The organism is Alcanivorax sp. P2S70, assembly GCF_000475295.1.
Taxonomy (GTDB): Bacteria; Pseudomonadota; Gammaproteobacteria; order Pseudomonadales; family Alcanivoracaceae; genus Alcanivorax; species Alcanivorax profundi.
This window is the reverse complement of the sequence record NZ_AXBZ01000007.1, coordinates 59,125-84,203: the sequence shown is the minus strand read 5'-3', so window position 1 is coordinate 84,203 and position 25,079 is coordinate 59,125. Positions and strand designations below refer to the sequence as shown.

The 25,079-nt window shown below is 56.8% G+C and carries 20 protein-coding genes; 8 read left to right on the top strand and 12 right to left on the bottom strand.

What is annotated here, in order from left to right; translation table 11 throughout:
- Window positions 1-67: 67 nt before the first annotated feature.
- The 3 genes from Q672_RS20225 (at window position 68) to Q672_RS20215 (ending at window position 6,699) form a co-directional block, all read left to right on the top strand.
- Window positions 68-2,443 (top strand): hybrid sensor histidine kinase/response regulator, encoded by a 2,376-nt coding sequence (locus Q672_RS20225; protein WP_160169799.1) that lies wholly within the window; start codon window positions 68-70, stop codon window positions 2,441-2,443.
- 225 nt (window positions 2,444-2,668) lie between these two features.
- Window positions 2,669-3,874 carry an OmpA family protein gene (locus Q672_RS20220; RefSeq protein ID WP_022984234.1) on the top strand — a complete coding sequence of 402 codons (1,206 nt, stop codon included), beginning with the start codon at window positions 2,669-2,671 and terminating at the stop codon, window positions 3,872-3,874.
- 2 nt (window positions 3,875-3,876) lie between these two features.
- Window positions 3,877-6,699, top strand: coding sequence for a thrombospondin type 3 repeat-containing protein (locus Q672_RS20215; RefSeq protein WP_022984233.1), 2,823 nt, complete (start codon window positions 3,877-3,879; stop codon window positions 6,697-6,699).
- A gap of 65 nt (window positions 6,700-6,764) precedes the next feature.
- Here the strand turns inward: Q672_RS20215 and Q672_RS20210 are convergent, their stop codons facing one another.
- Complete coding sequence (locus Q672_RS20210; RefSeq protein ID WP_022984232.1) at window positions 6,765-7,073, bottom strand: antibiotic biosynthesis monooxygenase family protein; 309 nt, start codon at window positions 7,071-7,073, stop codon at window positions 6,765-6,767.
- Window positions 7,070-7,828, bottom strand: coding sequence for a zinc-dependent peptidase (locus Q672_RS20205; protein WP_022984231.1), 759 nt, complete (start codon window positions 7,826-7,828; stop codon window positions 7,070-7,072). The genes Q672_RS20210 and Q672_RS20205 overlap by 4 nt, the downstream gene beginning before the upstream one ends.
- 128 nt (window positions 7,829-7,956) lie before the next feature.
- On the opposite strand from Q672_RS20205, the gene Q672_RS20200 reads away from it, so the two are divergent.
- Window positions 7,957-8,907 (top strand): DMT family transporter, encoded by a 951-nt coding sequence (locus Q672_RS20200; protein WP_022984230.1) that lies wholly within the window; start codon window positions 7,957-7,959, stop codon window positions 8,905-8,907.
- 304 nt (window positions 8,908-9,211) lie between these two features.
- The gene (locus Q672_RS20195) at window positions 9,212-10,372 is read left to right on the top strand and encodes a tetratricopeptide repeat protein (protein ID WP_233552392.1); all 1,161 of its coding nucleotides are present in this window, start codon (window positions 9,212-9,214) and stop codon (window positions 10,370-10,372) included.
- On the opposite strand, the gene Q672_RS20190 is transcribed toward Q672_RS20195, so the two are convergent.
- Window positions 10,349-10,615, bottom strand: coding sequence for an acyl-CoA-binding protein (locus tag Q672_RS20190; protein WP_022984228.1), 267 nt, complete (start codon window positions 10,613-10,615; stop codon window positions 10,349-10,351). The two genes, Q672_RS20195 and Q672_RS20190, sit on opposite strands and share 24 nt — an antisense overlap.
- Window positions 10,616-10,821: 206 nt before the next feature.
- Here Q672_RS20190 and Q672_RS20185 point away from each other — a divergent pair, with 206 nt between their 5' ends.
- Entirely contained in the window at window positions 10,822-11,973 is a 1,152-nt protein-coding gene (locus Q672_RS20185; RefSeq protein WP_235047180.1) for a GAF domain-containing protein, read from the top strand.
- Here Q672_RS20185 and Q672_RS20180 read toward each other — a convergent pair.
- Both Q672_RS20180 and Q672_RS20175 read right to left on the bottom strand, forming a co-directional pair.
- A complete protein-coding gene (locus Q672_RS20180; RefSeq protein ID WP_035481688.1) occupies window positions 11,965-12,600 on the bottom strand; it encodes a 1-acyl-sn-glycerol-3-phosphate acyltransferase in 636 nt (211 codons plus the stop codon). The genes Q672_RS20185 and Q672_RS20180 overlap by 9 nt on opposite strands.
- A complete protein-coding gene (locus Q672_RS20175; RefSeq protein WP_235047179.1) occupies window positions 12,597-13,385 on the bottom strand; it encodes an acyl-CoA thioesterase in 789 nt (262 codons plus the stop codon). Before Q672_RS20175 ends, Q672_RS20180 begins: the two co-directional genes overlap by 4 nt.
- Window positions 13,386-13,631: 246 nt before the next feature.
- Between Q672_RS20175 and Q672_RS20165 the strand changes: the two genes are divergently transcribed.
- The gene (locus tag Q672_RS20165; protein ID WP_022984223.1) at window positions 13,632-15,671 is read left to right on the top strand and encodes an LTA synthase family protein; all 2,040 of its coding nucleotides are present in this window, start codon (window positions 13,632-13,634) and stop codon (window positions 15,669-15,671) included.
- 55 nt (window positions 15,672-15,726) lie between these two features.
- Here Q672_RS20165 and Q672_RS20160 read toward each other — a convergent pair whose 3' ends face one another.
- The 7 genes from Q672_RS20160 to Q672_RS20130 all read right to left on the bottom strand — a co-directional run bounded on the left by Q672_RS20160 (window position 15,727) and on the right by Q672_RS20130 (window position 22,550).
- Window positions 15,727-16,446, bottom strand: coding sequence for a proteasome-type protease (locus Q672_RS20160; RefSeq protein WP_022984222.1), 720 nt, complete (start codon window positions 16,444-16,446; stop codon window positions 15,727-15,729).
- Between the two features lie 21 nt (window positions 16,447-16,467).
- On the bottom strand, window positions 16,468-17,265 hold the full coding sequence (locus Q672_RS20155; RefSeq protein WP_022984221.1) for a transglutaminase family protein: 798 nt from the start codon (window positions 17,263-17,265) through the stop codon (window positions 16,468-16,470).
- On the bottom strand, window positions 17,262-18,191 hold the full coding sequence (locus Q672_RS20150; RefSeq protein ID WP_022984220.1) for an alpha-E domain-containing protein: 930 nt from the start codon (window positions 18,189-18,191) through the stop codon (window positions 17,262-17,264). Before Q672_RS20150 ends, Q672_RS20155 begins: the two co-directional genes overlap by 4 nt.
- Window positions 18,185-19,630, bottom strand: a complete 1,446-nt coding sequence (locus Q672_RS20145; protein WP_022984219.1) for a circularly permuted type 2 ATP-grasp protein — start codon at window positions 19,628-19,630, stop codon at window positions 18,185-18,187. Before Q672_RS20145 ends, Q672_RS20150 begins: the two co-directional genes overlap by 7 nt.
- A 231-nt stretch (window positions 19,631-19,861) precedes the next feature.
- Window positions 19,862-20,638 carry an SDR family NAD(P)-dependent oxidoreductase gene (locus tag Q672_RS20140; protein WP_022984218.1) on the bottom strand — a complete coding sequence of 259 codons (777 nt, stop codon included), beginning with the start codon at window positions 20,636-20,638 and terminating at the stop codon, window positions 19,862-19,864.
- Between the two features lie 233 nt (window positions 20,639-20,871).
- A complete protein-coding gene (locus Q672_RS20135) occupies window positions 20,872-21,801 on the bottom strand; it encodes an electron transfer flavoprotein subunit alpha/FixB family protein (protein WP_022984217.1) in 930 nt (309 codons plus the stop codon).
- Complete coding sequence (locus tag Q672_RS20130; RefSeq protein WP_022984216.1) at window positions 21,801-22,550, bottom strand: electron transfer flavoprotein subunit beta/FixA family protein; 750 nt, start codon at window positions 22,548-22,550, stop codon at window positions 21,801-21,803. Before Q672_RS20130 ends, Q672_RS20135 begins: the two co-directional genes overlap by 1 nt.
- 499 nt (window positions 22,551-23,049) lie before the next feature.
- Here Q672_RS20130 and Q672_RS20125 point away from each other — a divergent pair, with 499 nt between their 5' ends.
- Entirely contained in the window at window positions 23,050-24,705 is a 1,656-nt protein-coding gene (locus tag Q672_RS20125; protein ID WP_022984215.1) for an electron transfer flavoprotein-ubiquinone oxidoreductase, read from the top strand.
- Window positions 24,706-25,079 lie beyond the last annotated feature (374 nt).

The window sequence follows — 25,079 nt, the reverse complement described above, 5'->3', positions numbered from 1 at the left end:
GGAGAACATAAGAAAAAGCAGGGATGCGCCGTCAGCCGCCACACTGACAGGCCACAGGGAGAGACCGATGCCAGTCAGAGCACTGCTGCTGTTGCTGCTGCCGATAGGCCTGCTACTTACGGTGGCCATGCCTGCTTCCGCTGCGGGCATCACCATCCTTAACCTGCAGGATCCTGTCTCAACACGTCAACTTGGTCCGTCAATGCAAAGCTGGTGCGACGGAAACGCTACTGCCAGCCTCGCCGAGGCCCGTCAGGCCCCTTATCAACCCGTGAATCGCCAGCAGATCAATTTTGGTTACCGCAGGGATGCCTGCTGGTTTCGGGTTCGCTTTGTGAATACCGGGCACGATGAGCTGGCCCTCTGGCTACAGGTGGATTACGCCGTCCTCGATCAGGTGGATTTCTATCTCGTGGACGAAAACGGGGTGTCATTTTCACGAATGGGGGACACGCTGCCGTTCAACATGCGTCCGGTAAAAATTCGCAGCTTCACCTTGCCTTTTACCTTGCAACCTGCGGTTCCCCGAACGCTTTACCTGCGAATCCACACCCTTACCAGTGCCATGACCGTGCCCGTCAGCCTGATTGGCAGGGAACCCTTCATCGAACAGCAAAGCACCAATGAGTGGCTGATGGGAGGCTTTTATGGCATCGCCCTGGGACTATTGTTCTATCACCTCGTGCTGTGGCTCGGAGGCAAAGAAAAGAGCAGTCGTTTCTATGTCTTGCATGTTGCTTCCGCCACCCTGTATGTAGCCACCCTGCAAGGAATTCTTCATCGCCTTTGGATGGATGACTGGGTGGTACCTCAGTCTGCCAATCACATGTTCGGTTATCTGACCCTGCTTTCCGGGCTATTGTTTGCCCGAGATTATCTGCACACTCGCCAATGGCAGTGGCTCGACCGTCTATTACTGGCCACCTCCTGCATTCAGGTGGGCATCATCATCGCCCTGCTATCGACCCCCCCTGGCACCGTCGCCGCCATGCAGGGCGGGGTCGCCTTGATAACACTCGCCTTATTACTGCTGTCCGGACTCTTCAGTCTGTTCCAGGGTCGCCCGGAAGCACGTATTTTTGTGCTTGCCTGGAGCATGTTCCTTGTCACGGTGATGTTACTGGCACTGGGCGCCTATGGAGCCATCAGCTTGCCGGGGCTGCTCAATGTCACCGGGGTACAAATCGGCCTGGTCATGCAACAGGTATTGTTATCCTTCGGATTGGCCGGCCGGCTGCGAACGTTGAAGAACGAAAGCCTGCAACGCCAACAGGAAATCGTTCGCGCCCAGGCCGAAAACGATGCCAAGAGCGACTTTCTGGCAAAAATGAGCCATGAAATTCGCACCCCGATGAATGCGGTATTGGGCTTGGCAGATCTTCTGCGTGGCACACGTATGGATGCTACCCAGCGCAACTATGTGGAAACCATCTACAGCGCCGGTGGAAGTCTGCTTAACGTGATCAACGACATCCTCGATTTCTCCAAAATCAGTTCAGGAAAACTGCAGCTGGAAGTCAGCAGCTTCAACCTCCACCGACTGTTGGAAGACTGCCTGATGATCTTCCATGCCAATGCCGAAAATAAAGACCTTCGGCTGATCAGTGACTGGGATGATCAGGTGCCGGAATGGGTTGAGGGCGACCCTACCCGGCTGCGTCAAATCCTTCTCAATTTGCTCTCTAATGCGGTCAAATTCACGGAGGCCGGCACCATAACACTGCGCGCCCGTGCCGCAGATGGCCTGGAGCGAGACACATTACTGCTCAGTTGCCAGGTTATCGATGAAGGTATCGGCATGAACAGGCAGGAACTGGGCAGTCTTTTTCAATCCTTCCAGCAGGCTGACAGTTCAACCTCACGGAAATACGGAGGCACAGGGCTCGGGCTGGCGATCTCTAGGCAACTGGCTGAACTTATGAAAGGTAACCTTGAAGCCAACAGCAAGAAAGACAAAGGCTCCACATTCACCCTGACCGTTCCCCTGCGACGTAGCAACAAGAATGATTCGCCGCAAGAGCGCTCCGGTCAGTACGGTACTGAGGGCATGAACGTCCTGGTGGTTGAGGACAATGCCGTGAATCAGATGGTCATCGGCGCATTACTAAAGAAACTCTCCGTCTCCGTCACCCTTGCAAGTTGCGGAGAGGAAGCACTGGAGCTGCTGCAAAACGCCGATGCCTTACCCGATCTGGTCCTGATGGACTGTGAAATGCCGGGGTTAGATGGATACGAGACCACACGTCTTCTTCGCCGTCTGGAACAGCAACGCTCTCGGCCCCCACTTCCTGTCGTGGCTCTGACGGCTCATGCCACCACTGAGCATCGCGAGCGGTGCTTTGCCTGCGGCATGAACGACCATGTTGCCAAACCCGTTACCCTGGAGCAGCTCAAAGAGAAGTTACTTGAATGGTCAGCGTCCCTGGACACGTCAGCCCACTAGAAGTTCCTGCACTCGCACTCACCTTAGGCTGTCTCTATCAAATTAATCCCTTTAGCTAACCAGCCACTAAACCAATAGTACTGGCCGCAAAACCAATCATTAGAACATCCCATTACCCTACTCACCGAAGTGCCCAAATTAACAAAAAAATTGCCCATTATGACAATGTACGCAGCGTGAACTAATTCACATAATCCTCGCCGCAAAATAACTAGGGAAGGTTATATGACGGCACCACGCTCCTCTCTTCAAAACGGCTTTGCTTTCTGCTTTACAGGCTCCAAACCTCTCTTTACCGCATCAGCACTTTGGGGGGCGCTTGTCTTTCCAGCCATGCTGCATGCTGATGAAACGCAAACGATGCTGGCTGAAGACAGCCGGGGTCAGGAAGGGACTACGGACATCATCGAGGAGGCACAGCCACGTCAATATCTGAGCACACAGCTGCATTACCTTGTACCGGACCGCGAGAGGGAGATCGCCAGAAACGGGATTGGCATGGGGTTGCAGTATGGCCGGCAGTGGAAACCTCGGGTGTGGTGGGAAACGGAACTGGCCGGCTACAATCTGGAATCAGGCGTTAGCGGCAGCACCGATTTTTACCAGGCCGGTCTGACCACCGGGTTGCTCTATGCTTTCAGTGATCGCAAGGGTTTTACCCCATTCGCTGTCGGTGCCATTGGCGTCATGTACAGCGACGTTATCCCTGATGACGATGATGGTGCGCATTTCCATGCCAATGCCGGGCTCGGTGTCGTCAGCGGTCCGCTGTTCCAAAATGGGCTCAAACTGCGAGCCGAAGCACGCTATCTCTATAACGACAATAGCCAATCAGACTCTTCGCCAAGCGCATCTGTGGGTAATTATGGCGATTGGCGCTTTTCTGTTGGCGTTGAAGTCCCGCTGGGTTACACCCGTGTGCGCGTCATCGAGCGCGTAGTTTACCAAACCCGTGAAGTGGAACGTATTGTCGAGAAACCGTTTCTCGATAGCGATCACGATGGCATAAGTGATGAGCGCGACCAATGCCCCAACACTCTTGCTGGCGCACGTGTTGACGCCAATGGCTGCATGATCGTCAACCAGACCATCACTTTCAACAACATCAATTTTGAACTTAACGCAGCCCGTATCAGCCCAGGTTCTCGCCAGCCGCTGGACACACTGGTGCAAGCCTTGCGATCCCAAACCGACATCCATATAGAAATTGCCGGGCATTCTGACAACACCGGTTCTGCGGCCTACAACCAGACCTTGTCCGATCAGCGTGCCCGCGCCGTCCGTCAATACCTGATCCAGCAAGGCATTGACGGTGCCCGTTTGAGCGCCAAAGGGTACGGGGAATCAGAGCCTGTGGCCGACAACCGCACCGCCTCAGGCCGTGCCATGAATCGCCGCGTTGAGTTTCGCGTTATGGAACAGGGGGAATAACCATGGCCACGACACTACGCTTCTTGCTACTGCCCTTGCTGGTAGTCACCGTGTTCGGCCTGAGTGGCTGTAATGCTGATGAGGGCGATAATCGCAACAGCAACGGCTTGCAGACAGCCAACAGCAATGATCAGGACAACGACGGCATCCAGGATCCCGTCGATAACTGCCCTCTTGCCAGCAACCCCACCCAGCAGGACACCGATAACGATGGCATCGGCAACGCCTGTGATAATGATATCGATGGCGATGGTCACGATAACGACACCGATAATTGCCCCGGCATCGCCAATCCTGTCCAACAAGATATTGACGGAGATGGGCTCGGTGATATCTGTGATACCGATGTGGATGGAGATGGCATTCCCGACCTCACAGACAACTGCCCGGCTATTGCCAACCCTGACCAGATTGATAGCGATCTGGACGGCACCGGTGATGCCTGCGACGCCAACACCGATAGCGACGGTGATGGCATCGACGACGGCACCGACAACTGCCCTGCTGTCGCCAATGCCAGCCAACTGGACACCGACAATGACGGTAACGGCAACGCCTGCGACAACGACAGCGACGGTGATGGCGTCGATAACAGCAGTGACAATTGCCCACTGACAGGTAACCCTGACCAGCAGGACCTGGACAACGACGGGCTGGGCGATGTGTGTGACAGCGACACCGATGACGATGGCGTCAGTGATGATCAGGATAACTGCCCGCTAGTGGCGAATGCCGATCAGACCGACACCGATCTGGATAGTCAGGGCAATGTATGTGATGCCGACGACGACCAGGACGGTGTCCCGGATCTGGGCGATAACTGCCCTCTCATTGCCAATCCTTCCCAGCTGGACACTGACAGCGATGGCCTCGGCGACGCCTGTGACGCCAACACTGACAGTGACGGCGATGGCATAGATGATGACGCCGACAACTGCCCGATGGTCAGCAATGTCAACCAGGCAGACCTGGATGGCGACGGGATAGGCAACCAATGTGATACCGACGCTGATGGCGATGGTATCCCCGACAGCACGGACAATTGTCCGTTGCTGGCCAATGCTGACCAGGCCGATATCGATAGCGATGGTCAAGGCGATAGCTGTGATACCGACAGTGATGGCGACGGTGTCGATAACACCCTGGACAATTGCCCACTCGTCGCCAACGCTGATCAGACTGACACCGATCACGACGGCAACGGTGACGCCTGTGACGACGACCGCGACGGCGACGGCTTCAACAACGACACCGACAATTGTCCGGCCATCGCGAATGCGAGCCAGGCCGATGCTGACAGCGACGGCCTCGGCGATACCTGCGATGACGATAGCGACGGCGATGGCGTCGATAATGGCGCGGACAACTGTCCGGCCCTGCCCAATGCCTCACAGACCGATACCGACAGTGATGGTCTCGGTGATGCCTGTGACGATGACAGCGACGGTGACGGCATTGCCGACGGAGACGACAACTGCCCCGCCATCAGCAATCCAACCCAGCTGGATACCGACGGTGATGGCAGTGGCGATGCCTGCGACACCCTGACCGACAGCGATAATGATGGCCTCGGTGACGACACCGATAACTGCCCCCAGGTGGCCAATGCGGATCAGGCGGACAACGACAACGATGGCAGCGGTGACGTTTGCGACACTGACAACGACAACGACGGTATCGACAACGATACGGATAACTGCCCGCTAACCAGTAACGCGGATCAGCTGGATACCGACAGTGACGGTTTGGGGAATGCCTGTGACGACGACAGTGACGCGGATGGCACCCCTGACGAAAGCGACAACTGCCCCCTGATTGCCAACGCAGACCAGCACGACACGGACAGCGACGGACTGGGCGACCTCTGTGACAACGATCAGGACGACGACGGCGTGGAAAACAGCGCCGACAACTGCCCGTGGATCGCCAACGCCAACCAGTCGGATGTGGACAGCGACGGTACCGGTGACAGCTGCGACACAGACAACGACAACGATGGCGTCGATGACGACAGCGACAATTGCCCGTTACAGGCCAATCCAGGTCAGGAAGATGGCGACACCGATGGCATCGGCGATGCCTGCGACAGCAGCACCGACAGTGATGGTGACGGCCACGATGATGGAGCCGACAACTGCCCACTGGTACACAATCCGGATCAGGCCGATGCCGACCATGATGGTGAAGGCGACAGCTGCGATAGCGACAGCGATGGCGACGGCGTCGATAACGGCAATGACAACTGCCCCGCTACGCCCAACGCCAGCCAGACAGATACCGACGACGATGGCAACGGTGACGCCTGCGACACCCAGTTCACCTGCAGCGGCAGCTTCGGGAGCGGGTTGTCACCGCTAATGGCCCCTGCTGCCTCGGCGCAGGGCGGAGACTTCGGTCTGATCTGTATCGGCTGCGGCGTTTTCAACACTGGCAAAGCCATTGACGGCAATGAAGCCACTGCCGCCCAGATGCATGTGACACTGGGCCTGCTCGGCGGCGCCCGACTGAATGTGGACAGCGGCCAGACCTTCCATGGCCAGAACCGTGCCGGCTTTGTTCTCAACCCCAGCGCAGGCGCCCTGCTCAGTGCCGGGCTGTTGAACCAGTTTACCGTCGCCCTGCTGAATGACGGCAAGCTGGTCGCCTCCAACAAGACCAGCAGCCTGATCAGCCTGCACCTGATCGGTTGGCCGGGCAGCCCACAACAGTTCCTGTATGTGGACAGCGACCAAAGCTTCGATACGGTTCGTCTGGACATGGCTTCGGCGGTGGGGCTGTTCACCGACATGAACGTCTATCAGGCCTGCGCCGGGCCCTCACCCTGACCCGCCCACCGCGGCAATACCTGAGACTGGTCAGCTACCTTAGCGGTGGCTGACCAGGTCGCGGCTCAGTCTGGCAACACCTGCCACTCCGGGTCTTCGTATTCTCCGATCACCTTCACCTCAACGACCTCGGCATGCCTGGCGAGAATCGCTTTGACCTTGTCACTGCGGCTGTCATCCTTGGCATCGCGATAAGCCTTGCTCTGCCAGTGCGCCACCGCCAACACGGTATCCTCACAACCTATCTTGCGATGCAGAAAAGTGCCTTTCGCCCCGGCAGACTGTTGAATGATTTCACTGGCTTCCACCCAGCCACGAGCGTATTCCTCAACGCTGAACCCCGGCTTCATGGTGACTTCAAAGATGTACTTCATGGGCGCTCTCCCTGTCGGTAGAACTGTGCCAACAAACGGTACAAGGCGGGCCAGTCCCGGTACAGGCTGTCCGGTGACTCAAAGAAGGCCTCGCTGCACACGGCGAAGAACTCACCAGGCCCGGTAAGCGCATAGGCATCGACAGGCATGTGGCGCTGTGTCACATAGTCCCGGTGAAGAGCCTCATAACAGCGTGTGAAGGTGTCATGCCATTGACGTTGGTCCATCCCCGGGTGCAGGGGCGGGGAGCCATTGGCGCCGTTGCGGCGCATGTCCAGCTTGTGGGACATTTCATGAATTACCACGTTACTTGCACCCCCCGCCTCGCAAACGGCTTCCCACGACAGGATGACCGGCCCCTGATGCCAGGCCTCGCCGGACAACACCGGCCCACGGCCATGCACCACGCCATCGTCAGTGCGATGCGGACGATTGGGAATAAAAGCCCCTTCGTAAAGAATCACCGTATACCAACCGTCATACCACTCAAGGCCCAGCTTGAGAATGGGCACACAGGCCATGGTAGCCACCTTCAGACACATGGCATCGGTCACAGCGAACCCACCACCACTGGCTACGCTCTTGCGCGCCAGGAACCGCAGGGAAAGGGTCATCAGGGCCTGTCGCTCAGCCCCCTGATAACGGGCCTGCAGCGGCCAGTCGGCAATCGCCGCTTCCCAATCCTCGGCCGTGAATCCCATGCGGCGCACCCTGCGGGCATCCCGCCGCTCACGCCAGCCACGTGACCAGCTCATCCAGCAACTCCCCTCGATGCTCTCGATGATGACCCATTCGACCATAACCATGGCGTAGATTACGGCGTGGGAAAAGTTCGCCTATGCTAACATCGCCTCCCCTCTTGTCTCGTCGTGGAATCACATCGGTGCCCCTGCAAAACGCACACAAAGCCGACCTGCTGTTGTTGATTGTGACCCTGCTCGCGGCCATCAGCTGGATGTTCTCCAAGGAAGCAGTGCTCAGCATGCCGCCGCTCTTGTTCATGGCTGTCCGATTCCTGCTTGCCTCCGCAATTCTCAGCCTGGTGGCCTGGCCACAACTAAGGCTTTTGAGCAAGGCTCAACTGCTCCGCTGCATCCGTGTGGGGCTGGTTTTTGGGATCGCCATGAGCTGCTGGGTAATGGGGTTGGCGGTGGGAAGCCATGTAGGTGAAGGTGCTTTTCTGACCAGCCTGGGCGTCGTGCTGGTGCCTATTATCGGTCGCCTGCTCTTTGCCGAACCTGTCCCCACCAGTACCTGGCTTGCATTGCCTGTGGCGGTGGCCGGGCTTGCCATGCTGTCACTGCAACATGGGCTCAATCCGCAACCTGGGCAGCTGTTCTTTGTGGCCGCGGCCACCATCTTCGCTCTGTACTTCAATCTCAATACCCGGGCAGCCAATACCATTGCCGTCACCGGGCGCAATGGCCAGACCCACGAACAGGCAAGAATACCCGCATTGGTATTAACCTCTGTGGTTTTGGCTGTGGTAGGAGGGGTAACCGGCGCGCTTTCAGCGGTGTTCGAACCCTGGCGGACGACCTGGCAACAAGTGACCCCCATGCTACTGGTCTGGGTGATCCTGAGCGCTACCGTCGGGACAGCAGTACGCTTTCTGGTACAAACATATGCACAAAGTCTCTCTCTGCAAAGTCACGCGGTCGTGATTATGGTACTGGAGCCGGTGTGGACAGCCCTGATTGCCGCTGCCTGGTTTGACGAAACCATGAACCCGACACAACTTGCAGGCTGTGTACTGATTTTCATTTCTCTATTGGTCAACCGCCATCGTTTCGTACGAGACCTGCTGAAGTCACTCATCAAGCCAATTTCCTAGTACGGCTTGCCCTGCACAGTCCCGCTTCATGGAATTACCCAAGACCGGACAATGCCGGCGCTCGCCTGGTTCAGCGCAGGGATAACCGGGAGGATGAAATCGACAGGATGCCCAAAATTGTGCAGTGTCCTGTGATGCAGTTCCTGCCCTGCGACGGCTGATAGCGCACCATAATGGACAAACTCAGAGACAGGCTTTCTCTGCCCGCAACGATTGCGAGCCGATGAGCGCAGGATCAAATAACGCTAATAATGTAGATCTGCTGATGATGATTTATATGGACAAATCCGCCCCCAGGCTCGTAATGGCAGTCCTTTTGGCCCTGTCCACCCAGGTTCAGGCCGCTACTTGCGTGTCGGAACACCCGCAGACTGGTGTGGCATTGGCGCAGTCTGACCGTTCAGTGATCGCCCTCCTCGACAGCCGTGCCGATGCCTCACAAGTTTCACCACTGATTCACTACAACCAGCAAAGCAACAGCATCAATAAACCGATTCTTGGCAACTATGCCCGCCTGCGGTTAGCGGCCATGGCGCTGCGTGATGGCGATACCGCTTTTGCTCGCACCCAACTCAGTCAGATCGAGCAAAACAGCCCCGCTGCCGTGGACGCAGCACTTCTTCTCGCAGAGAGTTATCGCCGGGACGGTAATGAAGAACAGGCCCGCGCCTGGTTACTGCGCACCGCAGCGCGCTTTCCAGGGAATCCCAGAGCAGTATCCGGACTGGTTTTGGCTGGTGATGACTGGCGCAACCAGGGTGCCTACGCCCAGGCTCTACCCCTCTATAACCTGGCACTGAACAAAGCTGCAGAAAACCTGAAGGCCCTCAACGAGCTGGAGGCCAACCCCGACCGGCTATACCGGACAATGACCAATACGGTCGCGGGCAACAGCACAACCGTTATGGACCAGTTGGTATTGGCTATGGTCCGGGATGAACAAAGCCAGGTGCTTCCCGCGACCCGCAAACTGATGGCAGCCAATGAGCGGATACGCTGCCTGAGAGAAGAAGAAACATCGCTGAACAATGCCATTCAGCATGCCACCGCCCGGGACTTGTCCAACGGCGCCTTTCGAACTGCGGCCAACATGGAAAAAACGGCAACAGAACAAGAAATAGAAGATCTGAAACGCATTATTGCCAATGCGCCCAATGCCATCGAGCTCCAGCAACAACTGGCAGAAGCCCAAGACCGGCTGAACCGCCTCAATAACCGGCTCGACCAACTGGGAGGCACCGCCCTGCCTGCACAACTTGAGGCACGAAAAGCGGCCATGGAATCCCGTAAAGCCAAACTCAACCAGGATCTTAAAACAGCGCGCCATCAAGTGCGCATTGCGCTCACTGAAGAACTCCCCGCAATGAAGCGCTATTACCGGAATCTTGCGGGAGAGGCACAGCTGGGCAAAGCCCAGCTGTTACAGAGCAAGAAAACCGCCTCAACCCTTGTGGGATTCAAGTAGGCTTTCAACCTTGGTTATGTACTTCTGCCGGGCATCATCAGAAGACATACCCTTCAGTTTAGCCCAAGCGTCATACTTTGCTCGGCCAACCATGTCGAGCATCCCCGGGCGTTTACCAGAAACGTCCCCGGCGCTTCCCTGCTTGTAATGAGAGTAAAGAAACAGCAAGTCATCATTGGAAGGCTTACGCTCCAGCGTTTTTACATCTTTCTGGGCTTGTTCAAAACGGGCAGTATCGGTCATGTTTGTTCCTGTTCATTCGTTGACGATAGGTACCATCGGTAGACAATAACCGCTTATCCTGTCACAGGAAATACTACCGGGAATCATTGCTACACTCTCGGGCACAGACAGCACATAACAACAACAGGATCCCCATGGCTACAGACATGTCCGATGCGCTGACCGAGCAACAGGTAAACACTCTACGCCAGTCGCTTAACACCACCATGGTGAACTTCGATCCAGCGCGGGAAAAACACTACCTGGCGTATGCCTATCGTCGTGCGCGCGTGCTGATCCACCAGTCCGTTTACTTGCTCACGGGCATCTACCTGTTAGTCGTGTTGCCAGTGATGGTCCTGATCCGCTCTGAAGAAATGACGCTATGGCGAAATTTTGGGGTTTATCCCATCGCCCTGGCGCTCATGGGTTTGTGGGCATCGACTCGACTTTCCTGGCTCAAGCCACTGGCTGTCGCCATCATGTATCTGTCACTGGGGCTGTCGATCAGTGGGGCACTGTTGGGCGCGATTTATCTAAATGGATCTTTCGCAGGACAAATCGCCGCTTTTGAAACCATCTATCTTCTCATTATCGGTTTTTCTATTCTGCGGCTGCCACCCCGGCAAACCCTGATTACCTGTCTGGTTGCGCTTGCCATAGCCTTGTTGGGCAGCCTGGCACTTCACGTTTCCCTGCCGCTGTTACCAATGATGCTGTTCTTCGCAATCCCGTTGATTATCTGTACCGTCAACGGCTACATCCTTGATGTCGGTGCACGCCGAAACTTTGCGAATCACCTGCTGTTGGACAATGAATCACGCCAACTGCGCCTGTGGCGTGAACAAGTGGAAAGAGACACCTATCGGCAGCAGCAACTGAATCACTTTATGGAAAAGATTGCAGGGAATCTAACATCTGCAGAACTGCTTCAAAAAGTGCTCGGGTACCTGGTAGACCAGATCAACGCAAAGGCAGGAGCGGCCTATATTCTGGAAGAGGAGCGGCTGATCAGGCACGCCAGCTGGGGGCTTAGTGCCCAAGCGGAAGAGCGCAAAAACCTGCAAAGAGACGAATCCCTGCTTGGCGCCGCATTACAGCAAAAAATCCCCCTCCAGCAACACAGTGTTCCTGAGGGGTACCTGGATCTAGAGGTTGGAGAAGGAAAACGCGTGCCAGGCGCAGTATTACTATGGCCACTGCATCAGGGGGAACAACCATTGGGGATCATCGAAGTGGCGAGTAGCCACAGCTTTGAGGAAAGCGACATGGCATTGCTGAACGAACTCCACCGCCCACTGGCTTTTGCCCTTCAATCCGCGCAGCGGCGTGAAGAGTTCCTGCAGCGCATGCAGGAGAAACAAAGCCGCTCAGGGTAATGGCGTTTTGTCATTGAATGGCCGGGATATTCGCTCAGGATGCCGGGGCACGACATCCACCAGCATCTCCACCATGCTCGCCAGATCACGCTCCATATCGCCGCTCGGTTGTACCGTACCGACAATGCGGACTTGTTTGCGGCGGTAGCAGAAGCCTAGCACTACGATCGGCGCATCCAGTGCTTCAGCAATGCGATAAAACCCGGTTTTCCACCGCTCCGCCCCTTTGCGGGTGCCTTCCGGAGCAATCCCCAACCAGCATGGTGCTTGTTGTATGACCGCTACGGTCTGCTCTACCAGATCAGTGGCACTCTCCCGATTGACAGGGATACCACCCAGCCAATACATCAGCTTGCCAAGTCGGCCTTCAAACAGGGTGTGCTTGCCCATAAAGCGCACATGCACACGCAAAGACTGGATCGCACTCAGCCCAATGAGGCCATCGATATTAGAGGTATGAGGCGCCACAGCCAGGACCGCTGTGTCCACATTGGGCAGAATTCCCACAATTCGCCAGCCCATTAACCGCAGGATCAACTGCCCCAGCCTCGCCAACAACCAGTGGCCTCGTCTGGGCACTTGTGGCCCGAGTCTCTTCTGCGTGACTGCTGGCAATTCCTGTTTCATGCAAATACCGTAAAGGTCTGACGGCTCAGCGCCACCGGATTTCCATCACCATCCCAGATGGTCGCGCGGCTTTGTCCGTAACCATCGCTACACTGGTCCGTATGCACCTGATATTGCCACAGGGTATCGGCGGAACGAGTTGCCGGATCGTCAAGCAGCTCCATCGTCCAAGTCAATGAACTCGCGGGTGCAGGCCCCTTGAGCATGGGTAATACCGAGGGGGGCCAGGTATCCACCAGCGCGATCAGTGCTGCCGTGGTCATTACAGATGGCGCCGTTTTGAAGCCCATATAGCCGGCAAAGTCCGGGGCCTGACTGCCGCTGAATGGCGGCATACCCTTCGCATAGCGGATATCAAAGTGGTCCAGAAAGTCCGGCGTGAGTCCCTTGATGAACGGCAATCTCATGCTCTTCTCCGGTCCAGGCATAGAGGGTGCCGCAGGACCGGCAACGGCCACAGCCGAGTCCCGGGCAGCCCCCAGGCTCACCAGCATGGTCGAAACCACCTGTTCATCCTGGCTCGCGGATACCAATGCCTGCATCACAGACTTGCCCTCTCTGAGGACCTCGCTACGCAGTGACACCGGCCCTGGCGCCGCCGGCGCAACAAATGACAGAGAGAAACTGCGCAAGGGGCGCCCCCCGGCAACGCTCTTGACCAGATGTTCGAAAAGCACCGCGCCGACCAGGCCACCAAACAAAGCCCGGCCCTGTCCCCAGCCTTCAGGCAGGATGCCATTGCCGTTGCCGTCCACCGTGGCCAGAATCTCATCAAAGGTCATCATGCTTCTCCTGCAGCTATGGCGATCGCCAAAGTTATTAAGGCGCTCTTTGATAGCATCGGTCCAACGGCAGGAAAAGGCGAAATCGGGACAAACCACCGGTGATACACGACATTCCGAGCAATGTTGATCAAATTAACACCGCACCTGACCAATAATCCATGCGCGAGGTCCCTCATCCCGGTAGCATAGTCGCCTGTTTTGCGTTCATCGTTGGCCTCACTTTCGGCCTGCAACCTGGAGTTACCCATGAGCTGGATGAAGTCCCGCCGTCTTCACTATCTGTTGGCGATTACCGCCCTGTTTTTCGGGCTGATGGTCACATTGCGTGCCATTTTTCATTTCGGTTTTTCTGAGGTTTCAGGCAATCCGGACTACACCAGCTCCACGGTGTGGAATGCCTGGGGCATTGGCTTGCGCTTCGATTTACGGTTGGCACTGCTGATGATGCTGCCTCTTGCAGCTCTGGCCTGGTTCCCTCGTTTTAATCTACTAACCAGTGCAGCCATGCGTTTCGTGGCACACACCTACCTCTTGCTTGCCCTGCTGCTGCTAGTGCTCACCCATTTTCTGGATATGGGTCACTACGCCTATCTAGGGGTCAGGTTGAATGTCACCGCTCTACGCTTTCTGCAAGACACTGCCATCTCTACCCAAATGGTCTGGGAAAGCTACCCCGTTGTCTGGATCACGCTGGCCTGGTTTGCCCTTACCGGGCTAACCTTTTGGGTGGCATTGATACTGGAACGCAAGCTACTGCAGCGCCCCGCCACCCGCATCGGCAAAGGACAGATCGCTATCGGTTTTGTGGTCTGCTTTATACTGTTTTTCTTCGCCATCCTTGGGCGAGTCAGCAACATTAACTTTGCCAATCCGATACCGCTTCGCTGGAGCGAAGCCTTCCTGAGCGGCGATAAAGCACTCGGCGCCCTTGGCCTGAATCCCGTGCTGTATTTCTACGATACTACCCTGATCCCGGCGTCTCCCTATGACAAGGAAACGGTAACACGCTACTACCCTCTGATCGCGGAATACCTGGGGATTGATCCGGCTCAACGTAAGGACCTCAACTTTGACCGGCGAGTAGAGATCCAGCCTCACAAGCTGGATACCTCACAGCCTCCCAATGTGGTTTTTGTCATGCTCGAATCACTTGGCGCCAGTCGGGTGGGAGCTTACGGTACTCCTTTTGACCCAACCCCCAATCTGGACAGCATTGCCGAACAAGGCTGGTTCTTCCCCAACTTCTATGTTCCCGTCACCGGCACGGCCAAGACAATCTGGGCAACCTTTACCGGTATCCCCGATGTGGCGCCGACTGAAAGCGCCAGCCGTAACCCGCTTATCAGTCATCAGCGCATGGTTCTCAATGGCTTCAAGGGCTACCGGAAATTCTATTTTGTGGGCGGGAATGCCAGCTGGGCCAATATCAATGGGCTGGTTCAACAGAGCATCGATGGGCTCGAACTGTACGAGGAAGGCGACTGGAAAGCACCCAATGTGGATGTCTGGGGAATCTCCGATCTGGAACTGTTCCGCGAGTCGCATGAAATTCTTGATGCAGTCCCTTCAGATCAGCCGTTTTTTGCATTTATCCAAACCGCCGGCAACCATCGCCCGTTTACGATTCCCGCCAACAATGGGGATTTTGAGCGCCGTGATGTCGCCGAAGACAAGCTGGCCGCCAATGGTTTCCGCAGCAATGCCCAATACAACGCCGTTCGCCTGCTGGATTACAACATTGGCGAATATATGAAAATGGCACGTACCAGCGACTATTTTGACAACACACTTTTCGTATTTTTTGGTGACCATAACAATCGCATTACGACACTACCTCACATGGTGCCAGCCATGGAAAAGCTGGGGCTGGAAAGTAACCATGTCCCGCACATGATCTATGCTCCCAAGCTCCTTGAACCACGAGTCATCGATGACGTTGTCGGTCTGGTGGATGTAATGCCCACGGTGGCCGGCCTCGCCGGGCTGGAATACCACAACACCACCCTGGGCCGTGATTTCCAGATCCCGGCAGCTGAGGGTGAGCGCGCCAGCTTCCTGGTACTCCAGGAAGGCCCGCAACCGGTGTACGGTGCCATTACCAAAGACTGGTTTGTGCGAATGAATCACGACGGCAGCAATGCCACCCTGCACAGGCTGGATGAGGAAGATCCCTACAAGGATTACGCTGAACAGCAGCCGGAGATCTTCCAGCAATTGTTTGAGCTGGCACGGGGCCAGTATGAAACCGCGCGCTATATGTTCTACGACAATGTAGACGACAAGTAGCGCCATGATGCCAGAACGAGCCCTGTTTATATTCAGGGCTCGCGTTGCCTCGCCGCTACCACTCCATGTCCGGCAGCTTGGCAAAAGCCTCTCTCAGGCCCTGAGACCAGGCGTCGCCCAGACTGCGGAAACTGTCATTGTCACTGGTCACATCATGGTGGCGACCACCGCCAAAACTGTCGCGCTCGTAGATCAATACATCCAGCGGCAGGCCTACTGACAGGTTGGAACGGATGGTGGAATCCAGACTGATCAGGGCGCATTTGGCTCCCTGTTTCAGTGGCAGGTCGTACTGCACTACCCGATCAAGAATCGGCTTGCCGTATTTGTTTTCGCCAATCTGAAAATACGGCGTGTCGGGAGTGCACTCGATAAAGTTGCCTTCCGGGTACACCAGAAACAGACGCGGTTGCTCCCCGCGAATCTGGCCACCAACAATGAAGCTGCTGCCAAAATCCACCGTGCCCTGATTCAGTCCGGCATCACGTTTGAGAACCTCACGACTGGTGCTACCCACAAGGGTGGCGACATCGTACATCGAGGACACTCCGAACAGGTGCTTCCTGTCACTGTTCAAACGCATCTGTAACAAGCTGACGACACTTTGCGTCGTGGCCAGATTTCCCGCTGACAGAATCACGATCAGTCGCTCATCATCGACTCGGAATTTATGCAACTTGCGGTAAGTGGCAATCTGGTCCACCCCCGCATTGGTGCGCGAGTCCGCTGCGAAAACCAGCCCGTCCTGCAACGCCATCGCCACACAATAGGTCATCTCTGTTTTCCCTGAAGTGCCTTACTGATTGTCCCCGGGCCCAAGTTCGCTCACTTGCGCCACTGCCTGCAAGGACTCGGCCCCGCCGCCAAAGCGTACGCCACGGACAGGACAAGCGTCCATATAATCCATGCCCACCGCCAGCTTGAGATGATGACGCGGGCGGCGAGTCTGGTTGGTCACATCAAAGGTGTGCCAGCTATCGTCCTGCCAGACCTCTGCCCAGGCATGGCTGGCCACATGGGACGAGTCCTGGCTATACAGGTAGCCACTGACATAACGGGCGGGCATCCCCAGCGCCCGGCAACACGCCAGAAACACATGAGTGTGATCCTGACAGACACCCTTGCCGACCCGGTACGCCGCACTGGCACTGCTAGCGACATCGGTTGCCCCCGGGGTAAAGGGCATGGCCGTCAGGATCGTCTCACTCAGGTTCTCCAGCTTGCGTCCCATGTTGTCTCCCGGCAAATCAGAGGCCAGTGCCCGCAGCGCCTCATCCGGCTCCGTCAGCGTGGTGTAACGGGTGAATACCAGGGGAGAGAGTCGGTGATCGGCGTCTTCGCCGTCTTCATCGGTGATCTCCACTTCGCCTTTCACCGTCAAGGCGATTTCCTGATGGGGGCGATCCAGCGTCAGCACATGGAGAATGTTGTTGTACCCGTCCGACGCTCGCTCGGCAGATTCCGGCAAGGCCATCTGCCAATTCAGAATGCGCTGACGCGAAGAGGGCCTGGGAGTCAGCCGCAAATACTGGGTGCTATGCTGCACTAGCTCAGAATAACGGTATTCGGTACGGTGATTGATAGACAGTTTCATACCAGCTCCAGATATTCGCTCTGAATGGTGTCCGCCAGTTCATTGATGCGGCGCAGAAAGTCAGTCAGGTAATCGTGCAAACCAATATCGACAATATGATCCAGATCGCCATATTGCAGGCGGGCAAGCTGTACCGCGGCCAACCGCTTGGACTGCAATCCGGCGTCCCCTTCAATCCCGGGCAACAGGTCACACAGCTCCTGCAAGCAGGACAGCAAGGATCTCGGCACCTCCGGGCTCAGGATCAACAGCTCGGCAACCCGTTCGGCATTGATGGTTTCGCTGTACATTTCACGAAAGGCCTCATAGGCCCCCACGGAACGCAGTAGCGCATGCCAGCGGTAATAATCCACTGTGGCATTGGAATCCTCCTGCCCTTCACGATGCTTCACATCGAGAATCCTTGCGGTGTTATCCGCCCGCTCGATGAAGGTCCCCAAACGCAAGAATCGAAAGGTATCGCTTCGCATCAGAGTGCCGTAGGTGGCACCCCGAAACAGATGCGAACGGTTTTTGACCCACTCGAAAAACGCGGTTTCACCGTAGGCCTGCAACCCCATGTGGCGTATCTCTTGCAGCTCCAGCCAGGTGCTGTTGACGCTTTCCCACATCTCGGCAGTAATCTTGCCGCGTACTGCATGGGCGCCTGCACGGGCCAGCCGGAAACACGAGTAGATACTGGCCGGGCTATCCGCATCCAGAGTAAAGAAGTGCAGTATGTTACCGATGCTCACCTTGCCGTAACGGGCACCGTAGTGATCCAGGGTCCCGGTGATTGCCAACGGCGCGGCGATCTCCTTCTGGGTATCGACGGCATAACGAATCAGCGACAGGTTCCAGACCACATCCAGCATCCGGGCAGTGTTCTCCGCCCGTTCAAAATAGCGTGACAGCCAGTACAGGTCCGATGCGGTACGGCTCAGCATGATGACGCCTCCCCGTCTTCCAGCACCCAGGTATCCTTGGTGCCGCCCCCCTGGGAAGAGTTCACCACCAGCGACCCTTCTCTCATGGCCACCCTTGTTAGCCCACCGGGAACCACCCGGGTGTCATGGCCGCTGAGCACAAAAGGACGCAAGTCGATATGGCGGGGGGCAATGCCCTGCTCGACAAAAATCGGACAGGTCGACAACGACAGCGTTGGTTGGGCGATGTAATTATCCGGGTCGGCTAACAGCCGCTGTCGGAACTGTTCGATTTCTGCCTGGCTCGCCGCCGGGCCCACCAGCATGCCGTAGCCCCCGGCACCATGGACTTCCTTGACCACCAGTTCCGGCAAACGCGCAAGGACCTCCTTGAGCTCCGCTTCGCGGCGGCATTGCCAGGTCGGCACATTGGCAAGAATGGGCTCCTCATCCAGATAGAAACGCACCATGTCCGGCACATAGGGGTAAATGGATTTGTCGTCCCCCACGCCGGTGCCCACGGCATTGGCCAACACCACATTCCCTTCACGATAGACCGACAATAGCCCGGGCACCCCGAGCATGGAGTCCGCACGAAAAGCCAGTGGATCCAGAAACGCATCATCAATACGCCGGTAAATCACATCTACCCGCTGTGGCCCGGCGGTGGTGCGCATATACACATAACCGTCCTTCACAAACAGGTCGGCCCCTTCCACCAACTCGATCCCCATTTGCTGGGCCAGAAAGGCATGCTCGAAATAGGCACTGTTAAAGCGGCCGGGAGTGAGTAGCACTACCGTGGGATGGCTGTGGACAGCGCTCTGCTGCAGGGTCTCCAGCAACAAGGTCGGATAGTGCTCTACCGGCGCCACGGTCTGCTGCGCGAACAGCTCGGGGAACAGGCGCATCATCATGCGCCGGTTTTCAATCATGTAGCTCACCCCGGACGGGGTGCGCAGATTATCCTCAAGCACATACCAGGTACCCGCATCATCACGAATCAGGTCTACCCCGCTGATCTGGGAGTACACCTGATTGGGAAGATCCACATCCTGCATGCATGGCTGGTACTGGGCATTGCCAAAGATCTGTTCGGCAGGAATCCGCCCGGCCTTGATAATGTTCTGGTCGTGATAGATATCGTGCAGAAACAGGTTAAGCGCCTGCACGCGCTGAATAACGCCCTTTTCCAGCTGCAGCCACTCCGCGCCTGGAATAATGCGTGGCAAGGTATCGAAGGGAATCAGGCGTTCGGTGCCACTGTCTTCACCGTAGACATTGAAGGTAATCCCCACCCGGTGAAACTGCAGTTCTGCCTCTTTGCGCTTTCGCTGTAGTACCTGTCGGTCCTGTTGCAACAGCCAGTCGTGGTAGCCGGTATAGTGTGGACGCACCTCACTGCCCGAGCCGATCATCTCATCAAAGCCGGTCACCGCCGGCAAACCTAATGACTGCATGGCGCTTTCCTTGTCCCGAGGCTCGCATTACGCATCCTCTAAGCCAGAATAGAGCAAGTCCCATGCCAAATTGATTGCACTCATGGCCCCTTTCAGGCTGCGGTTATCGGCTGCTCGCCCCATTTCGGCGCAAACCCGAACGACCCACCCGAATCTCTCGCCCTGCAAAGGCGCACGACGCCAAGCCACCAGCGACCATAGGCCAACCGCTGAGAGAAAAGTGTCTCAGGGTCAGCGATGCCTCCCCATCACTCGCCCGGCCAGCTTCACCACCCAGCTATCCGGGAGCATGCGCGTGAGCCAGGTCATCATGCGATACGCGGTGCCAGGCACCACAACCGAGCGGCCCCGTGCCAAGGCTTGCAAACCGGCGCGGGCCACCGGCTCGACCGGCATCATGGCCTTTTCCAGTGACGGGTCCAGGTGTTCACGTGCCTTGGAGGAAAACTCGGTGCGCGTCCCCCCTGGACATAATGTGGTGACGACCACACCGGACGGTTTGAGCTCTTCGTGCAGCGCACGCCCCAGGCTCAACACAAATGCCTTGCTGGCCGCATACGTGGCCATCCCCGGGATGGGAAACCAGGCCGATACCGAGCTGACATTGAGAATCCAGCCCTCCCCTCGTTCCGCCATGGGCTCGGCAAACAGGCGTGTCAGTGCCAGCAAGGCGCGGTCGTTCACATCCACCATCCCCAGCTGCTGATCCAGCGGCATTCCCAACAAGGGTTTCTGAAAACCCAACCCGGCATTATTGACCAGCACATCGACTTGCAGGCCAAGGGCAATCACCTGATCAAATAGCTGTTGCCCGCTATCCGGTTCGTTGAGGTCCATCACCAGCACCGCTACCTGCACACCCGACAGGGCTTGTGCCAGCTCGCGCAAGCGCGCTTCCCGGCGGGCCACCAGAACCAGGTTACAGCCGACGGCCGCCAGCTGGCGTGCGATTTCTTCACCAATGCCACTGGAAGCGCCAGTGATCAGCGCGGTTTTTCCTGAAAACATCCTTCCTCCGTTTCGACAACGCCGCCATTGGAACGTAGCGTAGCGGAGTTACGCACGCAGTGGCCGGGTTATTGATTGGCGCCGAACCCAACAATCCTGACCCTTTTCCGTTCTACCAGAATAAAGGGAACGGGTTAGGGTTTTCCTTTCCATTCGAACGTAGCTGCCAGCTCTTGGCTGAAAACAAAAAACCCGGCACAAGGCCGGGTTTTTGTTGGTGCGGAGAGCGAGCGTTACAGCTTGCCGTCCAGCTCCGGTACTGCTTCGAACAGGTCTGCCACCAGGCCGTAATCCGCCACCTGGAAAATCGGGGCTTCTTCGTCCTTGTTGATGGCAACGATGACCTTGGAGTCTTTCATACCGGCCAGATGCTGAATGGCACCGGAGATGCCCACAGCAACATACAGGTTCGGGGCAACGATCTTACCGGTCTGACCCACCTGCATGTCGTTCGGTACGAAGCCTGCATCAACTGCAGCACGGGATGCACCCACGCCAGCGCCCAGCTTGTCAGCCAGCTTGTACAGGATTTCGAAGTTCTCGCCGTTACCCATGCCACGACCACCAGAGATCACGATCTCGGCAGAAGTCAGCTCAGGACGGTCAGACTTGGCCAGCTCTTCGCCTACGAAGGAAGAGGTGCCAGCGTTCTTGGCAACGTCCAGGGCTTCAACAGCAGCAGAGCCACCTTCAGCCGCAACGGCGTCGAAAGAGGTACCACGCACGGTGATCACTTTCTTGGCATCAGAGCTCTTCACGGTCGCAATAGCGTTACCCGCGTAGATCGGACGCTTGAAAGTATCCGCGTCGATGACGTCAGAGATCTCGGACACCTGAGCCACGTCCAGCAGAGCAGCAGTGCGCGGAGCAAAGTTCTTGCCGGTGGTGGTGGCAGCAGCCAGTACGTGGGTGTAATCCGCAGCGACTTCAGCTACCAGATCACCAACGTTTTCGGCCAGCTGGTGCTCGTAAGCGTCGTTGTCAGCGCACAGGACCTTGGAAACGCCCTCAATCTTGGCAGCTTCTTCAGCAACAGCGCCACAGCCTTTACCGGCAACCAGTACGGTGATGTCGCCACCGATAGCCTTGGCAGCAGCAACGACGCTCAGGGTGACCTTGTTGAGCGCGGCGTTATCGTGTTCGGCGTAAACTAGTACACTCATCAGATCACCTTCGCTTCGTTCTTCAGTTTCTCGACCAGCTCGTCTACGGAGCCAACGATGATGCCAGCCTGACGCTCAGCCGGTGCTTCAACGCTAACGGTGGTAACACGCGGAGTCAGGTCAACGCCCAGATCAGCAGCGGTCTTGGTGTCCAGCGGCTTCTTCTTGGCTTTCATGATGTTCGGCAGAGACGCGTAACGCGGCTCGTTCAGACGCAGGTCAGTGGTGACCACGGCCGGCAGGCTCAGCTCTACAGTCTGCAAACCGCCGTCGATTTCACGGGTCACTTTCACTTTGCCATCAGCAACATTCACTTCAGAAGCGAAGGTACCCTGCGGCATGCCAGTCAGAGCAGCCAGCATCTGGCCGGTCTGGTTGTTGTCGCCGTCGATGGCCTGCTTGCCCAGAATCACCAGCTCAGGCTTTTCTTCATCAACGATAGCTTTCAGCGCCTTGGCAATGCCCAGCGGCTGAACGTCTTCGTCAGTTTCTACCAGGATGGAGCGATCAGCGCCCAGTGCCATGGCAGTACGCAGCTGTTCCTGAGCGGTCTTGGGACCGATGGAAACGGCAACGATTTCAGAAACCACACCCTTCTCTTTCAGACGCACCGCTTCTTCTACAGCGATTTCACAGAAGGGGTTCATGGCCATTTTGACGTTTGCGAGATCAACACCAGAGTTGTCCGCCTTCACGCGAACCTTGACGTTGTAGTCAATGACTCGCTTGATGGGTACAAGAACCTTCATAGGATCCTCGGAATGTTCCATTGGGTGACTTGTAGAAGGAGGCGACATGACGCCGTTGCCGGGTCCACCCCCGCGAAAGAGCCGCTATCTTGAACGCTCGGCCACAGCAGGTCAATAGGCCGAAAATCTGTAAGCAGATGATTTTGCTGCAAATAGACCACACAAAGTGTCCACTTTTTGTGACTTTGCAGTCGCTCATCTTGTTGAAAATCAAGCATCTAGCAAGAGATAATCCAAACACCTGTTTGAAACTGACTCCGCCGGCAGGCAAAGCGCCTGCCTTTATATACAAGCCCTGACACACTTCGAAGGCGGCAGAGTCAACCCAGGCAGTGGTGCGGATTCCCCTATCTCTATATACTCCGCGCCACCCCAAGGCTGGCCGCAGGCAGCGACTGAGAAAGATTTTCTGTGACAAAGGTTTTCGATAACCGTTCCCAGAAAGCCTTTCTCAGTGGCTTCCGGGCCGAAACGCAATCCGATAGCGAGGAGACAGGCTGTGGAACGCGAATCTATGGAAGTCGACGTAGTCATCGTCGGCGCCGGTCCTTCCGGTCTGGCAACTGCCTGCCGTCTGGGCCAGATCGCCCAGGAAACCGGTCAGGAAATCAGTGTAGTCGTGGTAGAGAAAGGTTCCGAAGTCGGCGCCCATATTCTCTCCGGTGCGGTACTCGAGCCGCGCGCCCTGAATGAGCTGTTCCCCAACTGGGAAGAGATGGGCGCCCCGGTCAACACCAAGGTTACCGGTGACGAGATCTACTACCTGACTGGCGCCGAAAAGGCCCAGAAAGTCCCGAACCTGTTCGTTCCCAAAACCATGCACAACGAAGGGAACTACATTATTTCCCTGGGTAACCTGTGCCGCTGGCTGGGTGAGCAAGCCGAAGGTCTTGGCATCGAGATCTTCCCGGGCTTTGCTGCCAACGAAATCCTCTACAACGAAGACGGTTCCGTTAAAGGCATCGCCACTGGCGATTTCGGTATCGGCCACGACGGCGAAAAGAAAGACAGCTACATGCCCGGTATGGAGCTGCACGCCAAATACACCATCTTCTCTGAAGGCTGCCGTGGCCAGCTGGGCAAGGAGCTGCAGGAAAAATACAACCTGCGTGAAGGCGCCGACCCGCAGCACTACGGTATCGGCATCAAGGAACTGTGGGACATCGACCCGGCCAAACACCAGGAAGGTCTGGTAGTGCACACCGCAGGCTGGCCGCTCAGCGAGTCCGGCTCTCCGGGTGGTGCATTCCTGTACCACATCGAAAACAACCAGGTGGCCCTGGGTCTGATCACCGATCTGGCCTACTCCAACCCGCACGTCTCTCCGTTTGACGAGATGCAGCGCTGGAAGACCAACCCGGAAATCAAAAAGCACCTGGAAGGCGGCAAGCGCGTCTCCTACGGTGCCCGCGCCATTGCCAAAGGTGGCCTGCAGTCTCTGCCGAAGATGACCTTCCCTGGTGGTCTGCTGGTGGGCTGTAACGCCGGCACCCTGAACTTCGCCAAGATCAAGGGCACCCATACGGCCATGAAATCCGGCATGATTGCCGCCGAGATCCTGGCAGAAGCCCTGAAAGGTGGCCGTGGCAGCGACGAGCTGACCGAGTACAAGGCAGCCTTCGAAGGCAGCTGGGTGTACGAAGAGCTGCACGCGCAGCGTAACTTCGGCCCGGCACAGCACAAGTTCGGCAACTTCATCGGCTCCGCTTTTGCGTTCGTGGACATCAACTTGTTCAACGGCAAGCTGCCGATCACCATGCATGACACCACCCCGGATCATGCCACCCTGAAGCCAGCCGATCAGAGCAAGAAGATCGACTATCCGAAGCCGGACGGCAAGATCACCTTCGCCAAGCTGGACAGTGTTTTCCTGTCCAACACCAACCACGAAGAAGATCAGCCGTGCCACCTGACGCTGAAAGACCCGAGCGTTCCCCTGCAGGTCAACCTGCCCAAGTGGGACGAGCCGGCGCAGCGTTACTGCCCGGCAGGCGTGTACGAAGTGGTCGAGGACGAGAACACTGGCGACAAGCGTTTCCAGATCAACGCCCAGAACTGCGTACACTGCAAGACCTGTGACATCAAGGATCCGACCCAGAACATCAACTGGGTTGCTCCGGAAGGTACCGGCGGCCCGAATTACCCGAACATGTAATTCAGCCAACGGTTACCGTGTCACGGAAAAGGCGCTCTTCGGAGCGCCTTTTTTGTAGTTCATCGCGGATTGGAGGGAAAAGCCTGTTAGCTGCTCTCGCCTGTCCGTAGGAGCGTCGCTCGCGGCGCGGTCACTAAGTCACGAGTCACAACGCAACCGAAGCCACTCTCAGAAGGCGGAACCAGCAAACCTCATAGTGAAACGATTTCACACCGCCAAACGCGTGACTCTTTTCTGATCAGGGTTATCGCGCCACCACCGAGCGCAGCGGAGCAACACACGGATCGAATAACCGCCGCCTCAGCCTCCCGCCCTGCCCCGGAAAACCGTGCTTCCCAGGACACAGGAAAACAAATATCTGCTGACTGTCTAGT